The following is a 16,157-nucleotide window of genomic DNA, read 5'->3' on the forward strand; positions in this document are numbered from 1 at the left end:
CGCTCCTCGACCCGAGAAGGGGGACCCGACGATGCGTTCACCCGAGCAGGAGCCCGCCCACCCCGGTGACGCCGAGGTGCCCGCCGAGCACGAGGTCCCCGAGGACCTGCGGCTCGCGGGCGAGTTCCCGGCCGTCACCCGCGACCAGTGGCGCGACCTCGTCGCCGGCGTGCTGCGGAAGGCCGGCCGCGAGGACCTCCCCGACCCGGTCGAGGACGCCCTCCGCCGTCCGGTGGCCACCGGCGTGAGCGTCGCCCCGCTGTACACCGCCGAGGACGTCGGCGACCTGCCCGGCGCGGTCGGCGTCCCGGGGCTGCCGCCGTTCGTCCGCGGCGGGCGCGCCGGGGGCGCGAGCAGCGACGTGCCCGGTGGCTGGGACGTCCGCCAGCGGCACGCGGACCCCGACGTCGCGGTCACCCGCGAGGCGATCGCCGCGGACCTGGAGAACGGCGTCACCTCGCTGTGGCTGGTGCTCGGCGAGGGCGCGATCCCGGTCGAGGCGCTCGGCGAGGTGCTCACCGACGTGCTGCTGGACCTCGCACCGGTGACGGTGTCGGGGGGACCGGCGGCAGCGGAGGCGTTCCTGGCCCTGGTGGAGGGCCGCACCGACCTGGCGCCCGGCGGCTCGCTGGGCCTGGACCCGCTCGGGCTGCACGCCGCGTCCGGGGAGGCACAGGACCTCTCCGGCCTGGCCGACGTCGCCCGCCGGGCGATGGCCCACCCCGGTCTGCGCACGGTGGTCGTCGACGGCACGGTGTTCGCCGACGCGGGCGGCAGCGTCGTCGAGGAGCTGGGCTGCGCGCTGGCCGCCGGGGTGGCCTACCTGCGGGCGCTGACCGACGGCGGCCTGTCGGTGGACGAGGCGTTCGGCCAGCTGGAGTTCCGCCTCTCGGCGCCGGCCGACCAGTTCACGACGATCGCCGGGCTGCGCGCCGCCCGGCGGCTGTGGGACCGGGTCGGCGAGGTCAGCGGCGCCGCGCCCGACGTCCGCGCCCAGCGCCAGCACGCCGTCACCTCCTCGGTCATGACCACCAGGCACGACCCGTGGGTCAACATGCTGCGGACGACGGTCGCCTGCTTCGCCGCCGGCGTGGGCGGCGCCGACGTCGTGACCGTGCAGCCCTTCGACGCCGCTCTCGGCCTGCCCGACGCCTTCTCCCGCCGGATCGCCCGCAACACCCAGGCCCTGCTGGTCGAGGAGGGCCACCTGGCCCGCGTGCTCGACCCCGCCGGCGGCTCCTGGTACGTCGAGTCGCTCACCGACGACCTGGCCCGCGCCGCGTGGGAGTGGTTCACCGAGATCGAGCGGGCCGGCGGGCTGGCCGCGGCGCTGGACTCCGGGCTGGTCCGCGACCGGCTGGCCGCGGCCTGGGCCACCCGCGCCGAGCGGCTGGCGCACCGCAAGGACCCGATCACCGGCGTCAGCGAGTTCCCCAACCTCGCCGAGCAGCTGCCCGAGCGGCGGCCGGCGGCAGTCGCGCAGCCCTCCGGCGGACTGCCCCGGCTGCGCGCCGCGCAGGAGTTCGAGGAGCTGCGCGACCGCGCCGACGCGGCAGCGGAGCGGCCGCGGGTCTACCTGGCCACGATCGGCCCGGTGGCCCGGCACACCGCGCGGGCGACCTTCGCGGCCAACCTGTTCCAGGCGGGCGGGCTGGCCACGCCGTCCGGCGACGGGGCGAACGGCCTCGCCGACGCCGGGACGACGGTGGCCTGCATCTGCGGCACCGACCGCGACTACGGCGAGTCTGCAGCGGCCCTCGCCGAAGAGCTGCACGCGGCCGGTGCCACGCAGGTGTGGCTGGCCGGGAAGCCGTCGCTGGGTGTGGACGGCGTCGACGGGTACGTGTACGCCGGGTGTGACGCGCTCGACGTCCTCCGCACGGTCCACGAGCAGTTGGGAGTTCCGGCATGAGCACGATCCCCGACTTCGGCGGCGTCGACCTGGGGCGCCCATCGGCCGGCCCCTCGGCGGACGACTGGGCCAAGCGGTTCGAGGAGACCACCGGGCGCAGCGTGGCGGAGGCGACCTGGGAGACGCCCGAGGGCATCGCCGTCCCGCCGCTGTACACGCCGGCCGACCTCGAGGGCCTGGACTTCCTGCAGACCCTCCCCGGGCTGCCGCCGTTCCTGCGCGGCCCCTACCCGACGATGTACACGACCCAGCCGTGGACGATCCGCCAGTACGCCGGCTTCTCCACCGCGGCGGCGTCCAACGCGTTCTACCGGCGCAACCTCGCCGCCGGGCAGAAGGGCCTGTCGATCGCCTTCGACCTGCCCACCCACCGCGGTTACGACTCCGACCACCCGCGCGTGGTCGGCGACGTCGGCATGGCCGGGGTGGCCGTCGACTCGATCCTGGACATGCGGCAGCTGTTCGACGGCATCCCGCTGGACCGGATGAGCGTCTCGATGACCATGAACGGCGCGGTGCTGCCGGTGATGGCGCTCTACATCCTCGCCGCGGAGGAGCAGGGGGTGGCGCCCGCGCAGCTGGCCGGGACCATCCAAAACGACATCCTCAAGGAGTTCATGGTCCGCAACACCTACATCTACCCGCCCAAGCCGTCGATGCAGATCGTCAGCGACATCTTCGCGTTCACCTCGCAGCAGATGCCGCGGTTCAACTCGATCTCCATCTCCGGCTACCACATCCAGGAGGCCGGGGCGACGGCCGACCTGGAGCTGGCCTACACGCTGGCCGACGGGGTGGAGTACGTGCAGGCGGGCAAGGGCGCGGGGCTGGACGTCGACGCGTTCGCACCGCGGCTCTCCTTCTTCTGGGCGATCGGCATGAACTTCTTCATGGAGGTCGCCAAGCTGCGGGCCGGCCGGCTGCTGTGGGCCCGGCTGATGAAGGAGGCCGGCGCGCAGAACCCCAAGTCGCTGTCGCTGCGCACCCACTCGCAGACCTCGGGTTGGTCGCTGACCGCGCAGGACGTGTTCAACAACGTCGTCCGCACCTGCCTGGAGGCGATGGCCGCCACCCAGGGGCACACCCAGTCGCTGCACACCAACGCCCTCGACGAGGCGCTGGCCCTGCCGTCGGACTTCTCCGCCCGGATCGCCCGCAACACCCAGCTGCTGCTGCAGCAGGAGTCGGGCACGACGCGGGTCATCGACCCGTGGGGCGGGTCGGCCTACGTGGAGAAGCTCACCTACGACCTGGCCCGCCGCGCCTGGGCGCACATCCAGGAGGTCGCCGAGCACGGCGGCATGGCCCAGGCCATCGACGACGGCATCCCGAAGTTGCGCATCGAGGAGGCCGCGGCCCGCACCCAGGCACGCATCGACTCCGGCCGGCAGCCGGTGATCGGCGTCAACAAGTACCGGGTCGAGGCCGACGAGGCGATCGAGGTGCTGCGGGTCGACAACGCCGACGTCCTGGCCCAGCAGAAGGCCAAGCTCGAGGAGCTGCGCGCCTCCCGGGACGCCGCGGCGGTGCAGGACGCGCTGCGCCGGCTCACCGATGCGGCGCGGGCGGCCGCCGAGGGGCGGCGGGGGAGCGAGCTGGACGCGAACCTGCTGAAGCTCGCCGTGGACGCCGCGCGGGCCAAGGCGACCGTCGGGGAGATCTCCGACGCGCTGGAGGAGGTCTACGGGCGGCACGCCGGCCAGGTGCGCACCATCTCGGGTGTGTACCGCGAGGAGGCGGGAGCATCGGGCCCCATGGAGGAGACCCGGCGGATGGCCGAGGCGTTCGCCGAGGCCGAGGGACGCCGTCCCCGCATCCTGGTCGCGAAGATGGGCCAGGACGGCCACGACCGCGGCCAGAAGGTGATCGCGACCGCCTTCGCCGACCTCGGGTTCGACGTCGACGTCGGCCCGCTGTTCCAGACGCCGGAGGAGGTCGCCCGGCAGGCGGTGGAGGCCGACGTCCACGTCGTCGGCGTCTCGTCGCTGGCCGCGGGGCACCTCACGCTGGTGCCGGCGCTCAAGGAGGCGCTGGCCGAGCTCGGGGCGGAGGACGTGGTCATCGTCGTCGGCGGGGTCATCCCGCCCGACGACGTGCCGAGGCTGAAGGAGATGGGCGCGGCCGAGGTGTTCCTGCCCGGCACGGTCATCGCCGAGGCGGCGCAGGGGCTGCTGCGGACGCTGTCCTCGCGCCTCGGGCACTGATGGCGGCTCACGGTGGGGCAGAAATGGCCATCTCCGCCCCTCGGGGCCGCCCGGTCGACGTCCCGGCGCTGGTCGAGGGGGTCCTCGCCGGTAACCGCCGGGCCGTGGCGCGGGCGATCACGCTGGTCGAGTCCCAGCGTGCCGACCACCGGGAGAGTGCGCAGCAGCTGCTCGTCGAGCTGCTGCCGCACACCGGCTCGGCGCGCCGGGTCGGCATCAGCGGGGTCCCCGGTGTCGGCAAGTCGACCTTCATCGACGCGCTCGGCGTGACGCTCACCGCCGCTGGGTCGCGCGTCGCCGTGCTCGCCGTCGACCCGTCGTCCGCCCGCTCCGGCGGGTCGATCCTCGGGGACAAGACGCGCATGGCCCGGCTGTCGGTCGACCCGGCCGCGTTCATCCGGCCGTCGCCGACGTCCGGCACGCTCGGCGGGGTCGCGGAGGCCACGCGGGAGTCGATGGTGGTCGTGGAGGCCGCCGGCTACGACGTCGTCCTGGTGGAGACCGTCGGCGTCGGGCAGTCGGAGGTCACCGTCGCGGAGATGGTCGACTCGTTCCTGTTCCTGACCCTGGCCCGCACCGGCGACCAGCTGCAGGGCATCAAGCGCGGGATCCTCGAGATCGCCGACGTCATCGCGGTGAACAAGGCCGACGGGCCGGGCGCCGTCGACGCGCGGCGGGCGGCGCGGGAGCTGGCCGGGGCGATCCGGATGCTGCGCGGCCACGTCGAGGGGGGCTGGGACGTCCCGGTGCTCACCTGCGCCGGGCTGACCGGCGAGGGGCTGGACGCGGTCTGGGCCAAGCTGGTCGAGCACCAGGAGCGGATGAAGGCCTCCGGCGAGTTCGAGGAGCGCCGCCGCACCCAGCAGGTGCGCTGGACCTGGCACCTGGTCCGCGACGGACTCGAGCACCGGCTGCGGGCGCACCCCGGCATCCGGTCGGCCGCGCCCGAGCTGGAGAAGGCGGTGCTGGCGGGGGAGCTGACCCCGGCTCTGGCCGCGCAGCAGCTGCTGGAGACCTTCCTCGCCGCCCCTGCTTCCCGCGATCATGGCGCCACGACCATCGTGGGGCCTCCCGGAGTGGTCCTGGCGCCATGATCGCGGAGGGAGTGCACAGGTCGGGGCGGGATCCACAGATCACCGTGGCCCGGTCCCGGCCGGCGGTCGAGCCGCGACGGTCGGCGGGTGGACCGCGGGCTCGCACGGACAGCTGACCGACAAGGCGGGGTCTTCACCCGGGAGCAGGCCCTGATGGTCTGCTCATCGGCGCAGATCCGCGCCGCCCTCCGCCGCGGGCTGTGGCGGCCGACCCCGTGGCGTGGCGTCTACGTGGACGGGGACGTGCCGGACGACCCGACGTCCCTGATCCGGGCCGCGTCGCTCTGGCTGGGCGGCGACCTGGTGGCCTGCCACGACACCGCGGCCTGGCTGTGGGGCTTCGACCCGCGCTCCGAGGAGGCTGCGCGGCAGGCGCCGCTGCACTTCCTCGGCCCCGCGGACGTCGACAACCGGCGCCTGTCAGGGATCCGGGTCCACCCGTCGTCCCTGGGTACGGACGACGCCGTGCTCGTGGACGGCGTCTGGTGCACCCCGCCCGCGCGGACTGCGTGCGACGTCGTCCGGCTCGGCGCTCCGATCGACGGGCTGGCCACCCTGGACGCCGCTCTGCGGAGTGGCACGTGCACCCGAGCTGCGCTGGTGGAGGTGTGTGCCCGGCAGCGCGGACTGCGCGGCGTCGTCCGACTCAGCCGGCTGATCCCCCTCGCCGACCCGTTGGCGGAGTCACCGATGGAGTCACGGATGCGCTGGCGGTTCCTGGCCGCCGGGCTGCCGGCTCCCCGGGTGCAGGTGGAGGTCGGCGACGGTCGCCGTCTCCACAGGCTCGACATGGGGTGGGACGAGCAGTTCGTCGGTGCGGAGTTCGACGGGCTCGAAGCCCACATGACGAGGCAGCAGCTGGCCGCGGACCGGGATCGGCACAACTGGCTGACCGAGCGCGGTGGACGTTGTTGCACTTCACCGCAGTCGACGTCTACCGCCAGCACGGACGGATGGTGGAGACGGTGGCGCGGCACCTGGGCGACCCTCGTCGGACGATCATGGTGCTGTGACCAGCGAACGGGGCCGCGAACTGGTCACGGCGCCATGATCGCGGGGAAGGGGTGGGGTCAGACGCCGGTGGAGCGGCACTCCCGGGAGCGCAGCTCGGTCAGGTAGTCGTCGGGGGCGCCGGCGGACTCCGCGGCGTCGGCGAGTGCGCCCAGGTAGCGCGCCGAGGGGAGGCCGCCCTCGAACGCGTCGAGCACGTAGACGTAGGCCACCTGGTCGCCGGTCAGGGTGTGCACCCGCAGGTGCAGCTTGCGGTAGAGCCCGAGGTCGGCGCCCTCCCACGCGTCCAGCGCCCGCTCGTCGGCCTCGGTGAGGTCGTAGAGGGCCACGAAGACGCCGGGGGTCAGCGCCTCACCGGGCGGGGCGCCCGGGGGCAGGCTGTCGTCGGGGACGAGGGTCGCCAGCGCGCCGTCCCACCCGTACTCCTCGGCCCCGAAGGTCAGCCGCCAGCCGCGGATCCACCCGGTACCGGTGTGCGGGGAGGAGGGGCAGCGCCGGAGCATCTGTGCGGGGTCCATGTTCGACCCGTACGCGGCGTAGAGGCCCATCGCCTGGCGAGCCTAGTTCGTGTGGCACGTCCCTCCCCGGGGGATGGCGCGCGGCGTCCCCGGCAACGGGGAGAATGAGCCCGCACGTGTCCGCCCCGCACCCCTGAGGACCCTCATGACCCGCATCGTGATCATCGGCGGCGGTCCCGCCGGCTACGAGGCCGCGCTGGTCGCCGCATCGCTCGGTGCGCAGGTCACCGTCGTCGAGCGGGACGGCGTCGGCGGGGCCAGCGTGCTCACCGACTGCGTCCCCTCCAAGACCTTCATCGCCTCGGCCGGCGCGATGACCAACGTGCGCGACTCCGCCGCCCTGGGCGTGCAGGGCGCCGAGCTGGCGGCGGTGGGCATCGACCTCGGCGCGGTCAACCAGCGGGTCAAGGGGCTCGCGGTCGCGCAGTCGGCCGACATCAAGGCGCGGCTGGTGGGCGAGGGCGTGCGCGTGCTCCCCGGCGGCGGCCGCATGGCCGACGACGTCCGCGGCCTGGTCGAGCACCGGGTCGAGGTGGTGGACGACGAGGGCGCGGTGACCGAGACCCTCGAGGCCGACGTCGTCCTCATCGCCACCGGCGCCGACCCGCGCGTGCTGCCCGGCGCCGAGCCCGACCACGAGCGGATCCTCGACTGGCGGGACGTCTACGAGCTGCAGGACATGCCCGAGCACCTGGTCGTCGTCGGCTCGGGGGTCACCGGCGCGGAGTTCGCCTCCGGCTACCTGGAGGCCGGCGTCCCGGTCACCCTGGTCTCCTCCCGCGACCGGGTGCTGCCCGGCGAGGACTCCGACGCCGCCGAGGTGCTCGAGCAGGTGTTCCAGTCCCGCGGCGGGCGGCTGGAGCGCGGCCGGGCCGCCGGCGTGCGGCGCACCGAGAAGGGCGTCTCGGTCGAGCTGACCGACGGCCGCACCGTCGACGGCTCGCACGCGCTGATGACCGTGGGCACCGTGCCCAACACCGCGGGGCTCAACCTCGAGCAGTGCGGGGTGGAGCTGGCGCCCTCCGGTCACGTCGTCGTCGACCGCGTCTCGCGCACCAGCGTGCCCGGCATCTACGCCGCCGGTGACGTCACCGGCGTCTTCCAGCTGGCCTCGGTGGCGGCGATGCAGGGCCGGATCGCCATGTGGCACGCCCTCGGTGAGGCGGTCACCCCGATCCGGCTGAAGACCGTGGCGGCCAACGTCTTCACCCACCCGGAGATCGCCACCGTCGGCGTGCAGGAGAAGTCGCTGCCCGAGGACGCGCAGATCGACGTCGTCCGGCTGCCGCTGGCCACCAACGCGCGGGCCAAGATGGCCGACATGCGCGACGGCTTCGTCAAGCTGTTCGCGCGGCAGGCGACCGGTGTCGTCGTCGGCGGGGTGGTCGTCGCGCCCGGTGCGTCCGAGCTGATCCTGCCGATCGCCCTGGCGGTCACCAAGGGGCTCACGGTCAGCGACCTGGCGCACACCTTCGCGATCTACCCCTCGCTGTCCGGCTCGATCACCGAGGCCGGACGGCGGCTGATGGGAGCCGACGCGCTCGCATGAGGCCACTGGGGTCGTCGGGGACACGCGAGCGGCCTGCTGGGCGGATGGGACACCCGCGACGGATGTGACAGCGGTTTCGGCTGGATTCCCCGCCGCCGGTGCCGAGGGGGGCCGGGGCCGCCGATGGGGTAGGAGATGCACTCCTCCCCGAACCCCCGCCGCCTCCGCGCGGTCGCCGCTGTGGCGACCGCGGCCGTCGTCTCCCTCGCGCTGCCGCTGACGACGGCGCGGGCCGACGAGCCCGGCGACACCGTCGTCGGTGAGCTGGTGCAGGCCTGGCCGGAGACCGACCTGGCCGGTTCCCCCGCGGTGGCCGACGCTGCCGAGGGCCACGCCGCCGAGGCGCCGCTGAGCTGGGTCGAGACCGAGGCCGGCGAGGCCGTGCGCGTGCCCACCGACGCCGTCGCCGACCTGCCCGTGGGGTCGACCGTCGAGGTGACCGTGGGGGACCGCCTGGCCGACGCCGCCGGGGCGGAGGGCTACGAGGCCGCCCGCGACGTCCTCGACGCCGAGGTGGTCGAGGAGGCGCCGGAGCACACCGCCGCCCGCAGCGCGTCCCTCACCAACCGGGTCACCGTGGCGCTGGTGGTGCCGGCCGGAGGGACCGAGGACGGGACGACGCCGGCCCAGGTCGCGGCCGCCGTCGACGGGCCGGTCGCGGACTTCTGGGCCGAGCAGACCGCCGGCGCCGTCTCCCTCGGTGTCGACGAGACCCACGACTGGATCCGCACCGCCGCGGGCTGCTCGGACCCCACCGCGCTGTGGAACGAGGTCGCCGACCGGATCGGCTTCCGGTCCGGGCCGGGCCGCCACCTGCTGCTCTACGTGAGCAGCCTCCCGCAGCAGCTGCCCGGCTGCTCCTACGCCCTCGGCCAGGTCGGCTCGGGCCCGGGCGCGGGCGGGCGTCTCTACGTCCGCGACGTGCTGCCGTCGGTGATCGCCCACGAGCTGGGCCACAACTTCGGCCTGGGGCACTCCTCCGGCCACCAGTGCGACGCCGCCGTCGAGACCGGCACCTGCCGCACCGCGTCCTACCGGGACTACTACGACGTCATGGGCGCCTCCTGGGCCTCCATGGGCGCCCTGAACGCCCCGCAGGCGGCGCTGCTCGGCGTCCTGCCCGCATCGGCCCAGGCGGCCGTCGCGGCCGGCGCCCCGGCCACCACCGTGACCCTCGCGCCGCTGTCCGGCCGGCAGGGCACCCGCGCCGTCCGGCTGACCGACCCCGAGGGCGCCACCTACTGGCTGGAGTACCGCGCCGCCACGGGGCGCGACGCATGGCTGGGCACCGCGGAGAACCTGTTCGACCTCCAGTCCGGCGTCCTGCTGCACCGCGCCGGCGCGCTGCCCGACACCGCCCTGCTCCTCGACGGCACCCCGGCGGCCGCCGGGCACTGGGACGACGACCTGCAGGCGGCGCTGCCGGTGGGCGTGCCCGTGCCGGTCTCCGGTGGCGACCTCACGGTCACCGTGGACGCGGTCACCGCGGCCGGCGCCACCGTCACGGTGACCGGCGCGGCCGGGGACGCCGTCGCGACGACCCCGCTGCCGGAGGAGCCGTCCGGAGCGGAGCCCGAGGTGCTGCCGGGCACCCCGGAGCGCGCCGCGGCCCCTGCCGCCGCGGGCCCCGACACCGACGGCGCCTCCGGCGCCGGGACGCCCGGGACGCTGCTCGGCACCCCCACCTCCGCCGGGGCGCCGCTCCTGGCCGACGCGTTGCAGACGGTCGACGTCGCGACGGCGGCGCAGACCTCGCGCAACGGCGGCTGGCCGCTGCCGGCCCTCGCGGCCGGCGGCCTCGGCGCGGTCGCGCTCGCCGGCTGGACGCTCGCCCGGCTCCGGGCCCGCGGCTGAGCACAGGATCGACGCGGGCCGACCGACGACGAGGGCCCGGAACCGGTTGTCCGGTCCCGGGCCCTCGGGGTGTCTCGGGGACTACTCGGCGTCGGCGATCGTGCAGATCACCGCACCGCTGGTGACGGTGGCGCCCACCTCGGCCGACAGGCCGGTCACCGTGCCGGCCTTGTGGGCGGCGATCGGCTGCTCCATCTTCATCGCCTCGAGGACGACGACGAGGTCGCCCTCGGCCACGGTGTCCCCGTCGGAGACGGCGACCTTGACGATCGTCCCCTGCATCGGGCTGGTGAGGGCGTCGCCGGAGGCGGCCGAGCCGCCGTGCCCGCCGCTGCGCCGGCGGGGCTTGGCGCCCGGCGCCGCGGCGGGGGCACCGCCGCCGGCGGCCAGCCCGGCGGGCAGGGACACCTCGAGCCGGCGTCCGCCGACCTCGACGACGACGGTCTGGCGCTCCTCCGGCTCGCCGTGCTCGGCGGGGGCGGCGGAGTACGGCGGGACCTGGTTGTCCCACTCGGTCTCGATCCAGCGGGTGTGCACCGTGAACGGCTCGCTGGTGAACGCCTCGTCGCGGACGACGGCCCGGTGGAACGGGACGACCGTCGGCATGCCCTCGACGACCAGCTCGTCCAGGGCGCGGCGGGCGCGCTGCAGCGCCTGCTCGCGGGTGGCGCCGGTGACGATGAGCTTGGCCAGCATCGAGTCGAAGGCCCCGGCCACCTCACCGCCGGTCTCCACGCCGGAGTCCCACCGCACGCCCGGGCCCTGCGGGATCTCCAGCCGCTGCACCGGGCCGGGAGCGGGCATGAAGTTGCGCCCGGCGTCCTCGGCGTTGATCCGGAACTCGATGCTGTGCCCGCGCGGGGTGGGGTCCTCGGTGACGTCGAGGGCCAGCCCGTCGGCGATGCGGAACTGCTCGCGGACCAGGTCGATGCCGCTGGTCTCCTCGCTGACCGGGTGCTCCACCTGCAGCCGGGTGTTGACCTCCAGGAAGGAGATCGACCCGTCGGCGCCGACGAGGTACTCGACGGTCCCGGCGCCGTGGTAGCCGGCCTCCCGGCAGATCGCCTTGGCCGACTCGTGGATGCGCGCCCGCTGCTCGTCGGTCAGGAACGGCGCGGGCGCCTCCTCGACCAGCTTCTGGTTGCGGCGCTGCAGCGAGCAGTCGCGGGTGCCGACGACGACCACGTTGCCGTGGGTGTCGGCGAGCACCTGGGCCTCCACGTGCCGCGGCTTGTCCAGGAACCGCTCGACGAAGCACTCGCCGCGGCCGAAGGCGGAGACCGCCTCGCGGACCGCGGAGTCGAACAGCTCGGGGATCTCCTCCTTGGTGCGGGCCACCTTGAGACCGCGGCCGCCACCGCCGAAGGCGGCCTTGATGGCCACCGGGAGGCCGTGCTCCTCGGCGAAGGCGAGGACCTCGTCGGCGCCGGAGACCGGGTCCTTGGTGCCCGGCACCAGCGGCGCACCGGCCTTGGTGGCGATGTGCCGGGCCTGCACCTTGTCGCCCAGCGCGATGATCGCCTCGGGGGAGGGGCCGATCCAGGTCAGCCCCGCGTCGATGACCGCCCGCGCGAAGTCGGCGTTCTCGGAGAGGAAGCCGTACCCGGGGTGGATCGCGTCGGCGCCGGACTGCGCGGCGGCCTGGAGGATCTTGTCGATGACCAGGTACGAGTCGCCGGGCGTCGTCCCGCCGAGGGCGAACGCCTCGTCGGCCATCCGCACGTGCAGCGCATCGCGGTCGGGCTCGGCGTAGACGGCGACGCTGGTCAGCCCCGCGTCCTTGCACGCGCGCGCGACGCGCACGGCGATCTCGCCGCGGTTGGCGATCAGGACCATCTGCACGGGTCCTCCTCCTCCGGTTGTCGAGCCGCTCGACTGTAGCCAGCGGGGCGCCGCCGACACTCCCGCAGGGTGGACCGCCGCGCCCGGACCGGGCCCGGTCGCCGCGCCGGTCGCCTAGCCTGCGGCGATGACCTCCCGAGGGGCCTGGGTGCAGCGACCGCCCGACGACGTCCCCCCGCTGAACGCCGGCTTCGACGGGCGGCCCGACGAGTACGACGACCTGCGCGCCACCGGCCACATGGCCCGGCGGCGGGCCGACCACTTCGACCGGCTGCTCGCCGCGGTCCCGGGCCGGGTGCTGGAGGTCGGCTGCGGCACCGGCACGCTGCTGCGCGAGCTGGCGACCCGTCACCCCGCCCGCACGTTCGTGGGCGTCGAGCCGCTGCCCAACTACGTCGACTACGCCCGGCGGCGCGCGGAGGCGGCGGGGCTGGACAACGTGCGGTTCGTGGTCGGCACGGGGGAGACCCTCACCGACGCCGTCCCCGCCGGCTCCGCGGACCTGGTGATCAGCGTCGACGCCCTGCACCACGTGACCGACCTGGACCGGGTCCTCGCGCAGGTGCGGGCGGTGAGCTCCCCGTCGGCCCGATGGCGGGCGATGGAGCCCAACCGCGTGCACCCCTACGTCTGGGCCTACCACGTGCTCACGCCCGGGGAGCGGACCTTCCCGGTCCGCGACTTCCTCCGGCGGGCGCGGGCCGGGGGCTGGCAGCCGGCGGGTCGCGAGAACCTCTACCTCTACCCGAGCGGGGTGCGCCGGGTCCCCGCGTGGGCCGAGCGGCTCGAGCGCCGCCTGGAGCGCCTGCGGCCCGTCGCCGGTGCCGTCGTCCTCGACCTGGTCCGGGCCGACCCGGTCAGCGGCGCCAGAGGTCGGTGATCGTCAGCCCGCGCTTGGCCAGCTGGGTGCGCAGGGTCGCCAGGGACAGGCCGACCACGGCCGCGGGGTCGCCGTCCACCCGGCGGACGAACGGTGCTCCCAGCCCGTCGAGGGTGAACGCGCCGGCCACGGCCAGCGGCTCCCCGGTCGCCAGGTAGGCCTCGATCTCCTGCGGCGTCGGCGTGGCGAAGTGGACCGAGGTCGACACGACGGCGACGTCCCGGCTCACCACCCGGCCGTCCTGGACGTCGAACAGCGCCTGCCCGGTGTGCAGCACGCCGCTCTTGCCGCTCATCCGCTGCCAGCGGTCGCGCGCGTCCCGGGCGTCGGCCGGCTTGCCCAGCGCCTGCCCGCGGAACTCCAGCAGCGAGTCGGCGCCGACGACGAGCGCGTCGGTCTCCTGCTTGGCGACCGCGCCGGCCTTGGCAGCCGCCAGGAGCGCGACCTTCTCACCCACCCGCGGAGCCGTCACGGCCGACTCGTCGACGTCGCTGACGACGACCTCGGGGGTGAGGCCGGCCTGCCGCAGCAGCGTCAGCCGCGCCGGGGACGCCGACGCGAGCACCAGCCGACGATCGACACTCATGCGAACCTCCCTGCGGCGCGCCAGCCGCCGGGGCCGGGGCGCAGTGGTGTGCGGTGGGCGTCGCCGAACGCGGCCCAGGCCCCGACCGGGGCGGGCCGGCGGCGGAGCCGCCGCTGCGACAGCGCGGCGACGGCGACGGTGAGGGCGGCGAGCTCCTCGGGACTGGGCTCGCCCTTGACGACCCGCAGGAGCGGGCCGGCCGGGGACGACGATGTCACAGCGGGATGTTCCCGTGCTTCTTCGGGGGCAACGTCTGCCGCTTGTTGGCCAGGAGCCGCAGTCCCTTGGTGATCTCGATGCGGGTCTCCGACGGCCGGATCACCTGGTCGACGTACCCACGGTCGGCCGCGATGTACGGGGACAGCAGCGCGTCCTCGTACTCGGTGATCAGCTCCGCCCGGCGGGCGTCGGGGTCGTCGGCCTCGGCCAGCTCGCGCCGGTAGAGGATGTTCACCGCGCCCTGCGCGCCCATGACCGCGATCTGCGCCGTCGGCCAGGCCAGGTTGAGGTCGGCGCCGAGGTGCTTGGAGCCCATGACGTCGTAGGCGCCGCCGTAGGCCTTGCGGGTGATGACGGTGATCTTCGGGACGGTCGCCTCGGCGTAGGCGTAGATCAGCTTCGCGCCGCGGCGGATGATCCCCTCCCACTCCTGGGAAGTGCCGGGCAGGAAGCCGGGGACGTCGACGAAGGTCAGCACCGGGATGTTGAAGGCGTCGCAGGTGCGCACGAACCGCGCCGCCTTCTCGCTGGCGTCGATGTCCAGGGTGCCGGCGAACTGGGTGGGCTGGTTGGCCACGACGCCGACCGGGCGGCCCTCGACCCGGCCGAAGCCGACCACGATGTTCGGGCCGAACAGCGGCTGCACCTCGAGGAACTCGCCGTCGTCGAGGACGTGCTGGACGACGGTGTGCATGTCGTAGGGCGTGTTGGCCGAGTCCGGGATGAAGGTGTCCAGCTCCCGGTCGTCGTCGGTGACGCCGTCGGGCGTGGTGTCGACCGGGGCCACCTCGAGGGCCGGGAGCGGGTCGAGGTTGTTGCTGGGCAGGTAGGAGAGCAGCGCCTTGACGTAGTCCAGCGCGTCGGCCTCGTCCTCGGCCAGGTAGTGCGCCACCCCGGACTTGGTGTTGTGCGTGCGGGCGCCGCCGAGCTCCTCGAGCGTGACGTCCTCCCCGGTGACCGTCTTCACCACGTCCGGGCCGGTGATGAACATCTGGCTGGTCTTGTCCACCATCACCACGAAGTCGGTGAGCGCAGGGGAGTAGACGTGCCCGCCGGCGGCGGCGCCCATGACCAGCGAGATCTGCGGGATGACGCCGGAGGCGTGCACGTTGCGGCGGAAGATCTCCGCGTACAGGCCGAGGGAGACCACGCCCTCCTGGATCCGCGCGCCACCGCCCTCGTTGATGCCGATGACCGGGCAGCCGTTGCGCATGGCCAGGTCGAGCACCTTGACGATCTTCTCGCCGTAGACCTCGCCGAGGCTGCCCCCGAAGACGGTCACGTCCTGGGAGAAGACGCACACCGGCCGGCCGTCGACGGTGCCGTAGCCGGTGACGACGCCGTCCCCGAAGGGGCGCCGGTCGTCCATGCCGAAGTTGGTGGAGCGGTGGCGGGCGAACTCGTCGAGCTCGGTGAACGAGCCCGGGTCCAGCAGCGCCTCGATCCGCTCGCGGGCGGTCATCTTGCCCGCGGCGTGCTGCTTCTCGACCGCGCGCGCCGAGCCGGCGTGCGTGGCCTCCTGGACCCGCCGCTCGAAGTCCGCCAGCTTCCCCGCTGTCGTGTGGATGTCGACGTCGCCGGGCAGGTGCTCGCCAGCGTTCTCCAGTTCAGCCGCTGTCACAGGTTCCGTAGCGTAGGGGAGTGCCCGAACCGTCGCCGTCCGCGTCCGCCGACCCCGCGCGGGCGCCCCTGGACGGTCCCGCCGTCGCCGCCGCGCTCACCCCTGACAGCCGGCTGTGGCGGTCGGTCGAGGTGGTCCCCGAGATCGGCTCCACCAACGCCGTGCTGCTGGCGCGGGCCGCGGACGACGCGCCGGAGGGCACGGTGCTCGTCGCCGAGTACCAGGCCGCCGGCCGCGGGCGCTTGGACCGGACCTGGGCCTCGCCGCCCGGCGCCGGGCTCACCGTCTCCCTCCTGCTGCGCCCCGACGTGCCCGCGGCCCGGCGCGGGTGGCTGGCGCTGCTCACCGGGATCGCGCTGGCCGAGGCGGTCGGCGAGGTGCCCGGGGTGCGGGCGTCGCTGAAGTGGCCCAACGACCTGCTCGCCGCCGACGGCGCCAAGCTGGCCGGCATCCTCGCCGAGGTGGGCTCGGGTGCCGTCGTCGTCGGGGTCGGCCTGAACGTCTCCACCCGCGCCGAGGAGCTGCCCGAGGGCGGCACCTCGCTGGTCCTGGCCGCGGGCCGGCCGGTGGACCGGACCTCGGTGCTGCTGCAGTTCCTGCGCGGCTTCGAGCGGCGCTACCGGCCGTGGGTCGAGGCGCTGGGCGACCCGGTGGGCAGCGGGCTGGCCCGCGACTACCTGGCCTGGTGCTCCACCGTCGGGACGCCGGTCGTGGTCAGCCTGCCGGACGGCTCCACCCTCGAGGGCACCGCCGAGTCGGTGGACTGGGACGGCCGGCTCGTCGTCCGGACGCCGGAGGGGACCGTCGCGCTCGCCAGCGGTGACGTCCGACACGTCCGGACACACGCCCGGGAGCGCTGAGCGGCGC

At 74.8% G+C, this 16,157-nt stretch carries 13 protein-coding genes; 8 read left to right on the top strand and 5 right to left on the bottom strand.

Going from position 1 to position 16,157, the window contains the following annotated elements; genetic code table 11:
• The first annotated feature begins 31 nt into the window (after positions 1 to 31).
• From ACI789_RS06795 to ACI789_RS06810, 4 genes are all read left to right on the top strand, one after another.
• A complete protein-coding gene (locus ACI789_RS06795; RefSeq protein WP_457007379.1) occupies positions 32 to 1,912 on the top strand; it encodes a methylmalonyl-CoA mutase subunit beta in 1,881 nt (626 codons plus the stop codon).
• Entirely contained in the window at positions 1,909 to 4,116 is a 2,208-nt protein-coding gene (scpA, locus tag ACI789_RS06800) for a methylmalonyl-CoA mutase (RefSeq protein ID WP_457007381.1), read from the top strand. The genes ACI789_RS06795 and scpA overlap by 4 nt, the downstream gene beginning before the upstream one ends.
• Positions 4,117 to 4,139: 23 nt before the next feature.
• A complete protein-coding gene (gene meaB / locus ACI789_RS06805) occupies positions 4,140 to 5,210 on the top strand; it encodes a methylmalonyl Co-A mutase-associated GTPase MeaB (protein ID WP_457007383.1) in 1,071 nt (356 codons plus the stop codon).
• 153 nt (positions 5,211 to 5,363) lie between these two features.
• Positions 5,364 to 6,329 (top strand): hypothetical protein, encoded by a 966-nt coding sequence (locus tag ACI789_RS06810; RefSeq protein ID WP_457007385.1) that lies wholly within the window; start codon positions 5,364 to 5,366, stop codon positions 6,327 to 6,329.
• Here the strand turns inward: ACI789_RS06810 and ACI789_RS06815 are convergent.
• Positions 6,281 to 6,769 carry a gamma-glutamylcyclotransferase gene (locus ACI789_RS06815; protein ID WP_456920126.1) on the bottom strand — a complete coding sequence of 163 codons (489 nt, stop codon included), beginning with the start codon at positions 6,767 to 6,769 and terminating at the stop codon, positions 6,281 to 6,283. The two genes, ACI789_RS06810 and ACI789_RS06815, sit on opposite strands and share 49 nt — an antisense overlap.
• 115 nt (positions 6,770 to 6,884) lie before the next feature.
• Here ACI789_RS06815 and ACI789_RS06820 point away from each other — a divergent pair, with 115 nt between their 5' ends.
• Positions 6,885 to 8,288, top strand: a complete 1,404-nt coding sequence (locus tag ACI789_RS06820; protein ID WP_457007387.1) for an NAD(P)H-quinone dehydrogenase — start codon at positions 6,885 to 6,887, stop codon at positions 8,286 to 8,288.
• 135 nt (positions 8,289 to 8,423) lie between these two features.
• A complete protein-coding gene (locus ACI789_RS06825; protein WP_457007389.1) occupies positions 8,424 to 10,142 on the top strand; it encodes a reprolysin-like metallopeptidase in 1,719 nt (572 codons plus the stop codon).
• Between the two features lie 81 nt (positions 10,143 to 10,223).
• Here the strand turns inward: ACI789_RS06825 and ACI789_RS06830 are convergent, their stop codons facing one another.
• Positions 10,224 to 11,978 carry an acetyl/propionyl/methylcrotonyl-CoA carboxylase subunit alpha gene (locus tag ACI789_RS06830; RefSeq protein WP_457007462.1) on the bottom strand — a complete coding sequence of 585 codons (1,755 nt, stop codon included), beginning with the start codon at positions 11,976 to 11,978 and terminating at the stop codon, positions 10,224 to 10,226.
• 133 nt (positions 11,979 to 12,111) lie between these two features.
• Between ACI789_RS06830 and ACI789_RS06835 the strand changes: the two genes are divergently transcribed.
• Positions 12,112 to 12,864 carry a class I SAM-dependent methyltransferase gene (locus ACI789_RS06835; RefSeq protein ID WP_456920122.1) on the top strand — a complete coding sequence of 251 codons (753 nt, stop codon included), beginning with the start codon at positions 12,112 to 12,114 and terminating at the stop codon, positions 12,862 to 12,864.
• Here ACI789_RS06835 and ACI789_RS06840 read toward each other — a convergent pair.
• From ACI789_RS06840 to ACI789_RS06850, 3 genes are read right to left on the bottom strand one after another with little or no spacing between them, the layout of a single operon-like run.
• On the bottom strand, positions 12,842 to 13,450 hold the full coding sequence (locus ACI789_RS06840) for a Maf family protein (protein WP_457007392.1): 609 nt from the start codon (positions 13,448 to 13,450) through the stop codon (positions 12,842 to 12,844). The genes ACI789_RS06835 and ACI789_RS06840 overlap by 23 nt on opposite strands.
• On the bottom strand, positions 13,447 to 13,668 hold the full coding sequence (locus ACI789_RS06845; protein ID WP_457007394.1) for an acyl-CoA carboxylase subunit epsilon: 222 nt from the start codon (positions 13,666 to 13,668) through the stop codon (positions 13,447 to 13,449). The genes ACI789_RS06840 and ACI789_RS06845 overlap by 4 nt, the downstream gene beginning before the upstream one ends.
• Positions 13,665 to 15,290, bottom strand: coding sequence for an acyl-CoA carboxylase subunit beta (locus ACI789_RS06850; RefSeq protein WP_457007396.1), 1,626 nt, complete (start codon positions 15,288 to 15,290; stop codon positions 13,665 to 13,667). Before ACI789_RS06850 ends, ACI789_RS06845 begins: the two co-directional genes overlap by 4 nt.
• Before the next feature lie 20 nt (positions 15,291 to 15,310).
• Here ACI789_RS06850 and ACI789_RS06855 point away from each other — a divergent pair, with 20 nt between their 5' ends.
• Positions 15,311 to 16,150, top strand: coding sequence for a biotin--[acetyl-CoA-carboxylase] ligase (locus ACI789_RS06855; protein WP_457007398.1), 840 nt, complete (start codon positions 15,311 to 15,313; stop codon positions 16,148 to 16,150).
• Positions 16,151 to 16,157 lie beyond the last annotated feature (7 nt).

The organism is Geodermatophilus sp. SYSU D00965 (genome assembly GCF_054050075.1).

What these genes read in the sequence shown, in the direction of transcription:
- ACI789_RS06795 (WP_457007379.1), top strand. Translation starts at nt 32, where the DNA reads ATGCGTTCACCCGAGCAGGAGCCCGCCCACCCCGGTGACGCCGAGGTG.
- scpA (WP_457007381.1), top strand. Translation starts at nt 1,909, where the DNA reads ATGAGCACGATCCCCGACTTCGGCGGCGTCGACCTGGGGCGCCCATCG.
- meaB (WP_457007383.1), top strand. Translation starts at nt 4,140, where the DNA reads ATGGCCATCTCCGCCCCTCGGGGCCGCCCGGTCGACGTCCCGGCGCTG.
- ACI789_RS06810 (WP_457007385.1), top strand. Translation starts at nt 5,364, where the DNA reads ATGGTCTGCTCATCGGCGCAGATCCGCGCCGCCCTCCGCCGCGGGCTG.
- ACI789_RS06815 (WP_456920126.1), bottom strand. Translation starts at nt 6,769, where the DNA reads ATGGGCCTCTACGCCGCGTACGGGTCGAACATGGACCCCGCACAGATG.
- ACI789_RS06820 (WP_457007387.1), top strand. Translation starts at nt 6,885, where the DNA reads ATGACCCGCATCGTGATCATCGGCGGCGGTCCCGCCGGCTACGAGGCC.
- ACI789_RS06825 (WP_457007389.1), top strand. Translation starts at nt 8,424, where the DNA reads ATGCACTCCTCCCCGAACCCCCGCCGCCTCCGCGCGGTCGCCGCTGTG.
- ACI789_RS06830 (WP_457007462.1), bottom strand. Translation starts at nt 11,978, where the DNA reads ATGGTCCTGATCGCCAACCGCGGCGAGATCGCCGTGCGCGTCGCGCGC.
- ACI789_RS06835 (WP_456920122.1), top strand. Translation starts at nt 12,112, where the DNA reads ATGACCTCCCGAGGGGCCTGGGTGCAGCGACCGCCCGACGACGTCCCC.
- ACI789_RS06840 (WP_457007392.1), bottom strand. Translation starts at nt 13,450, where the DNA reads ATGAGTGTCGATCGTCGGCTGGTGCTCGCGTCGGCGTCCCCGGCGCGG.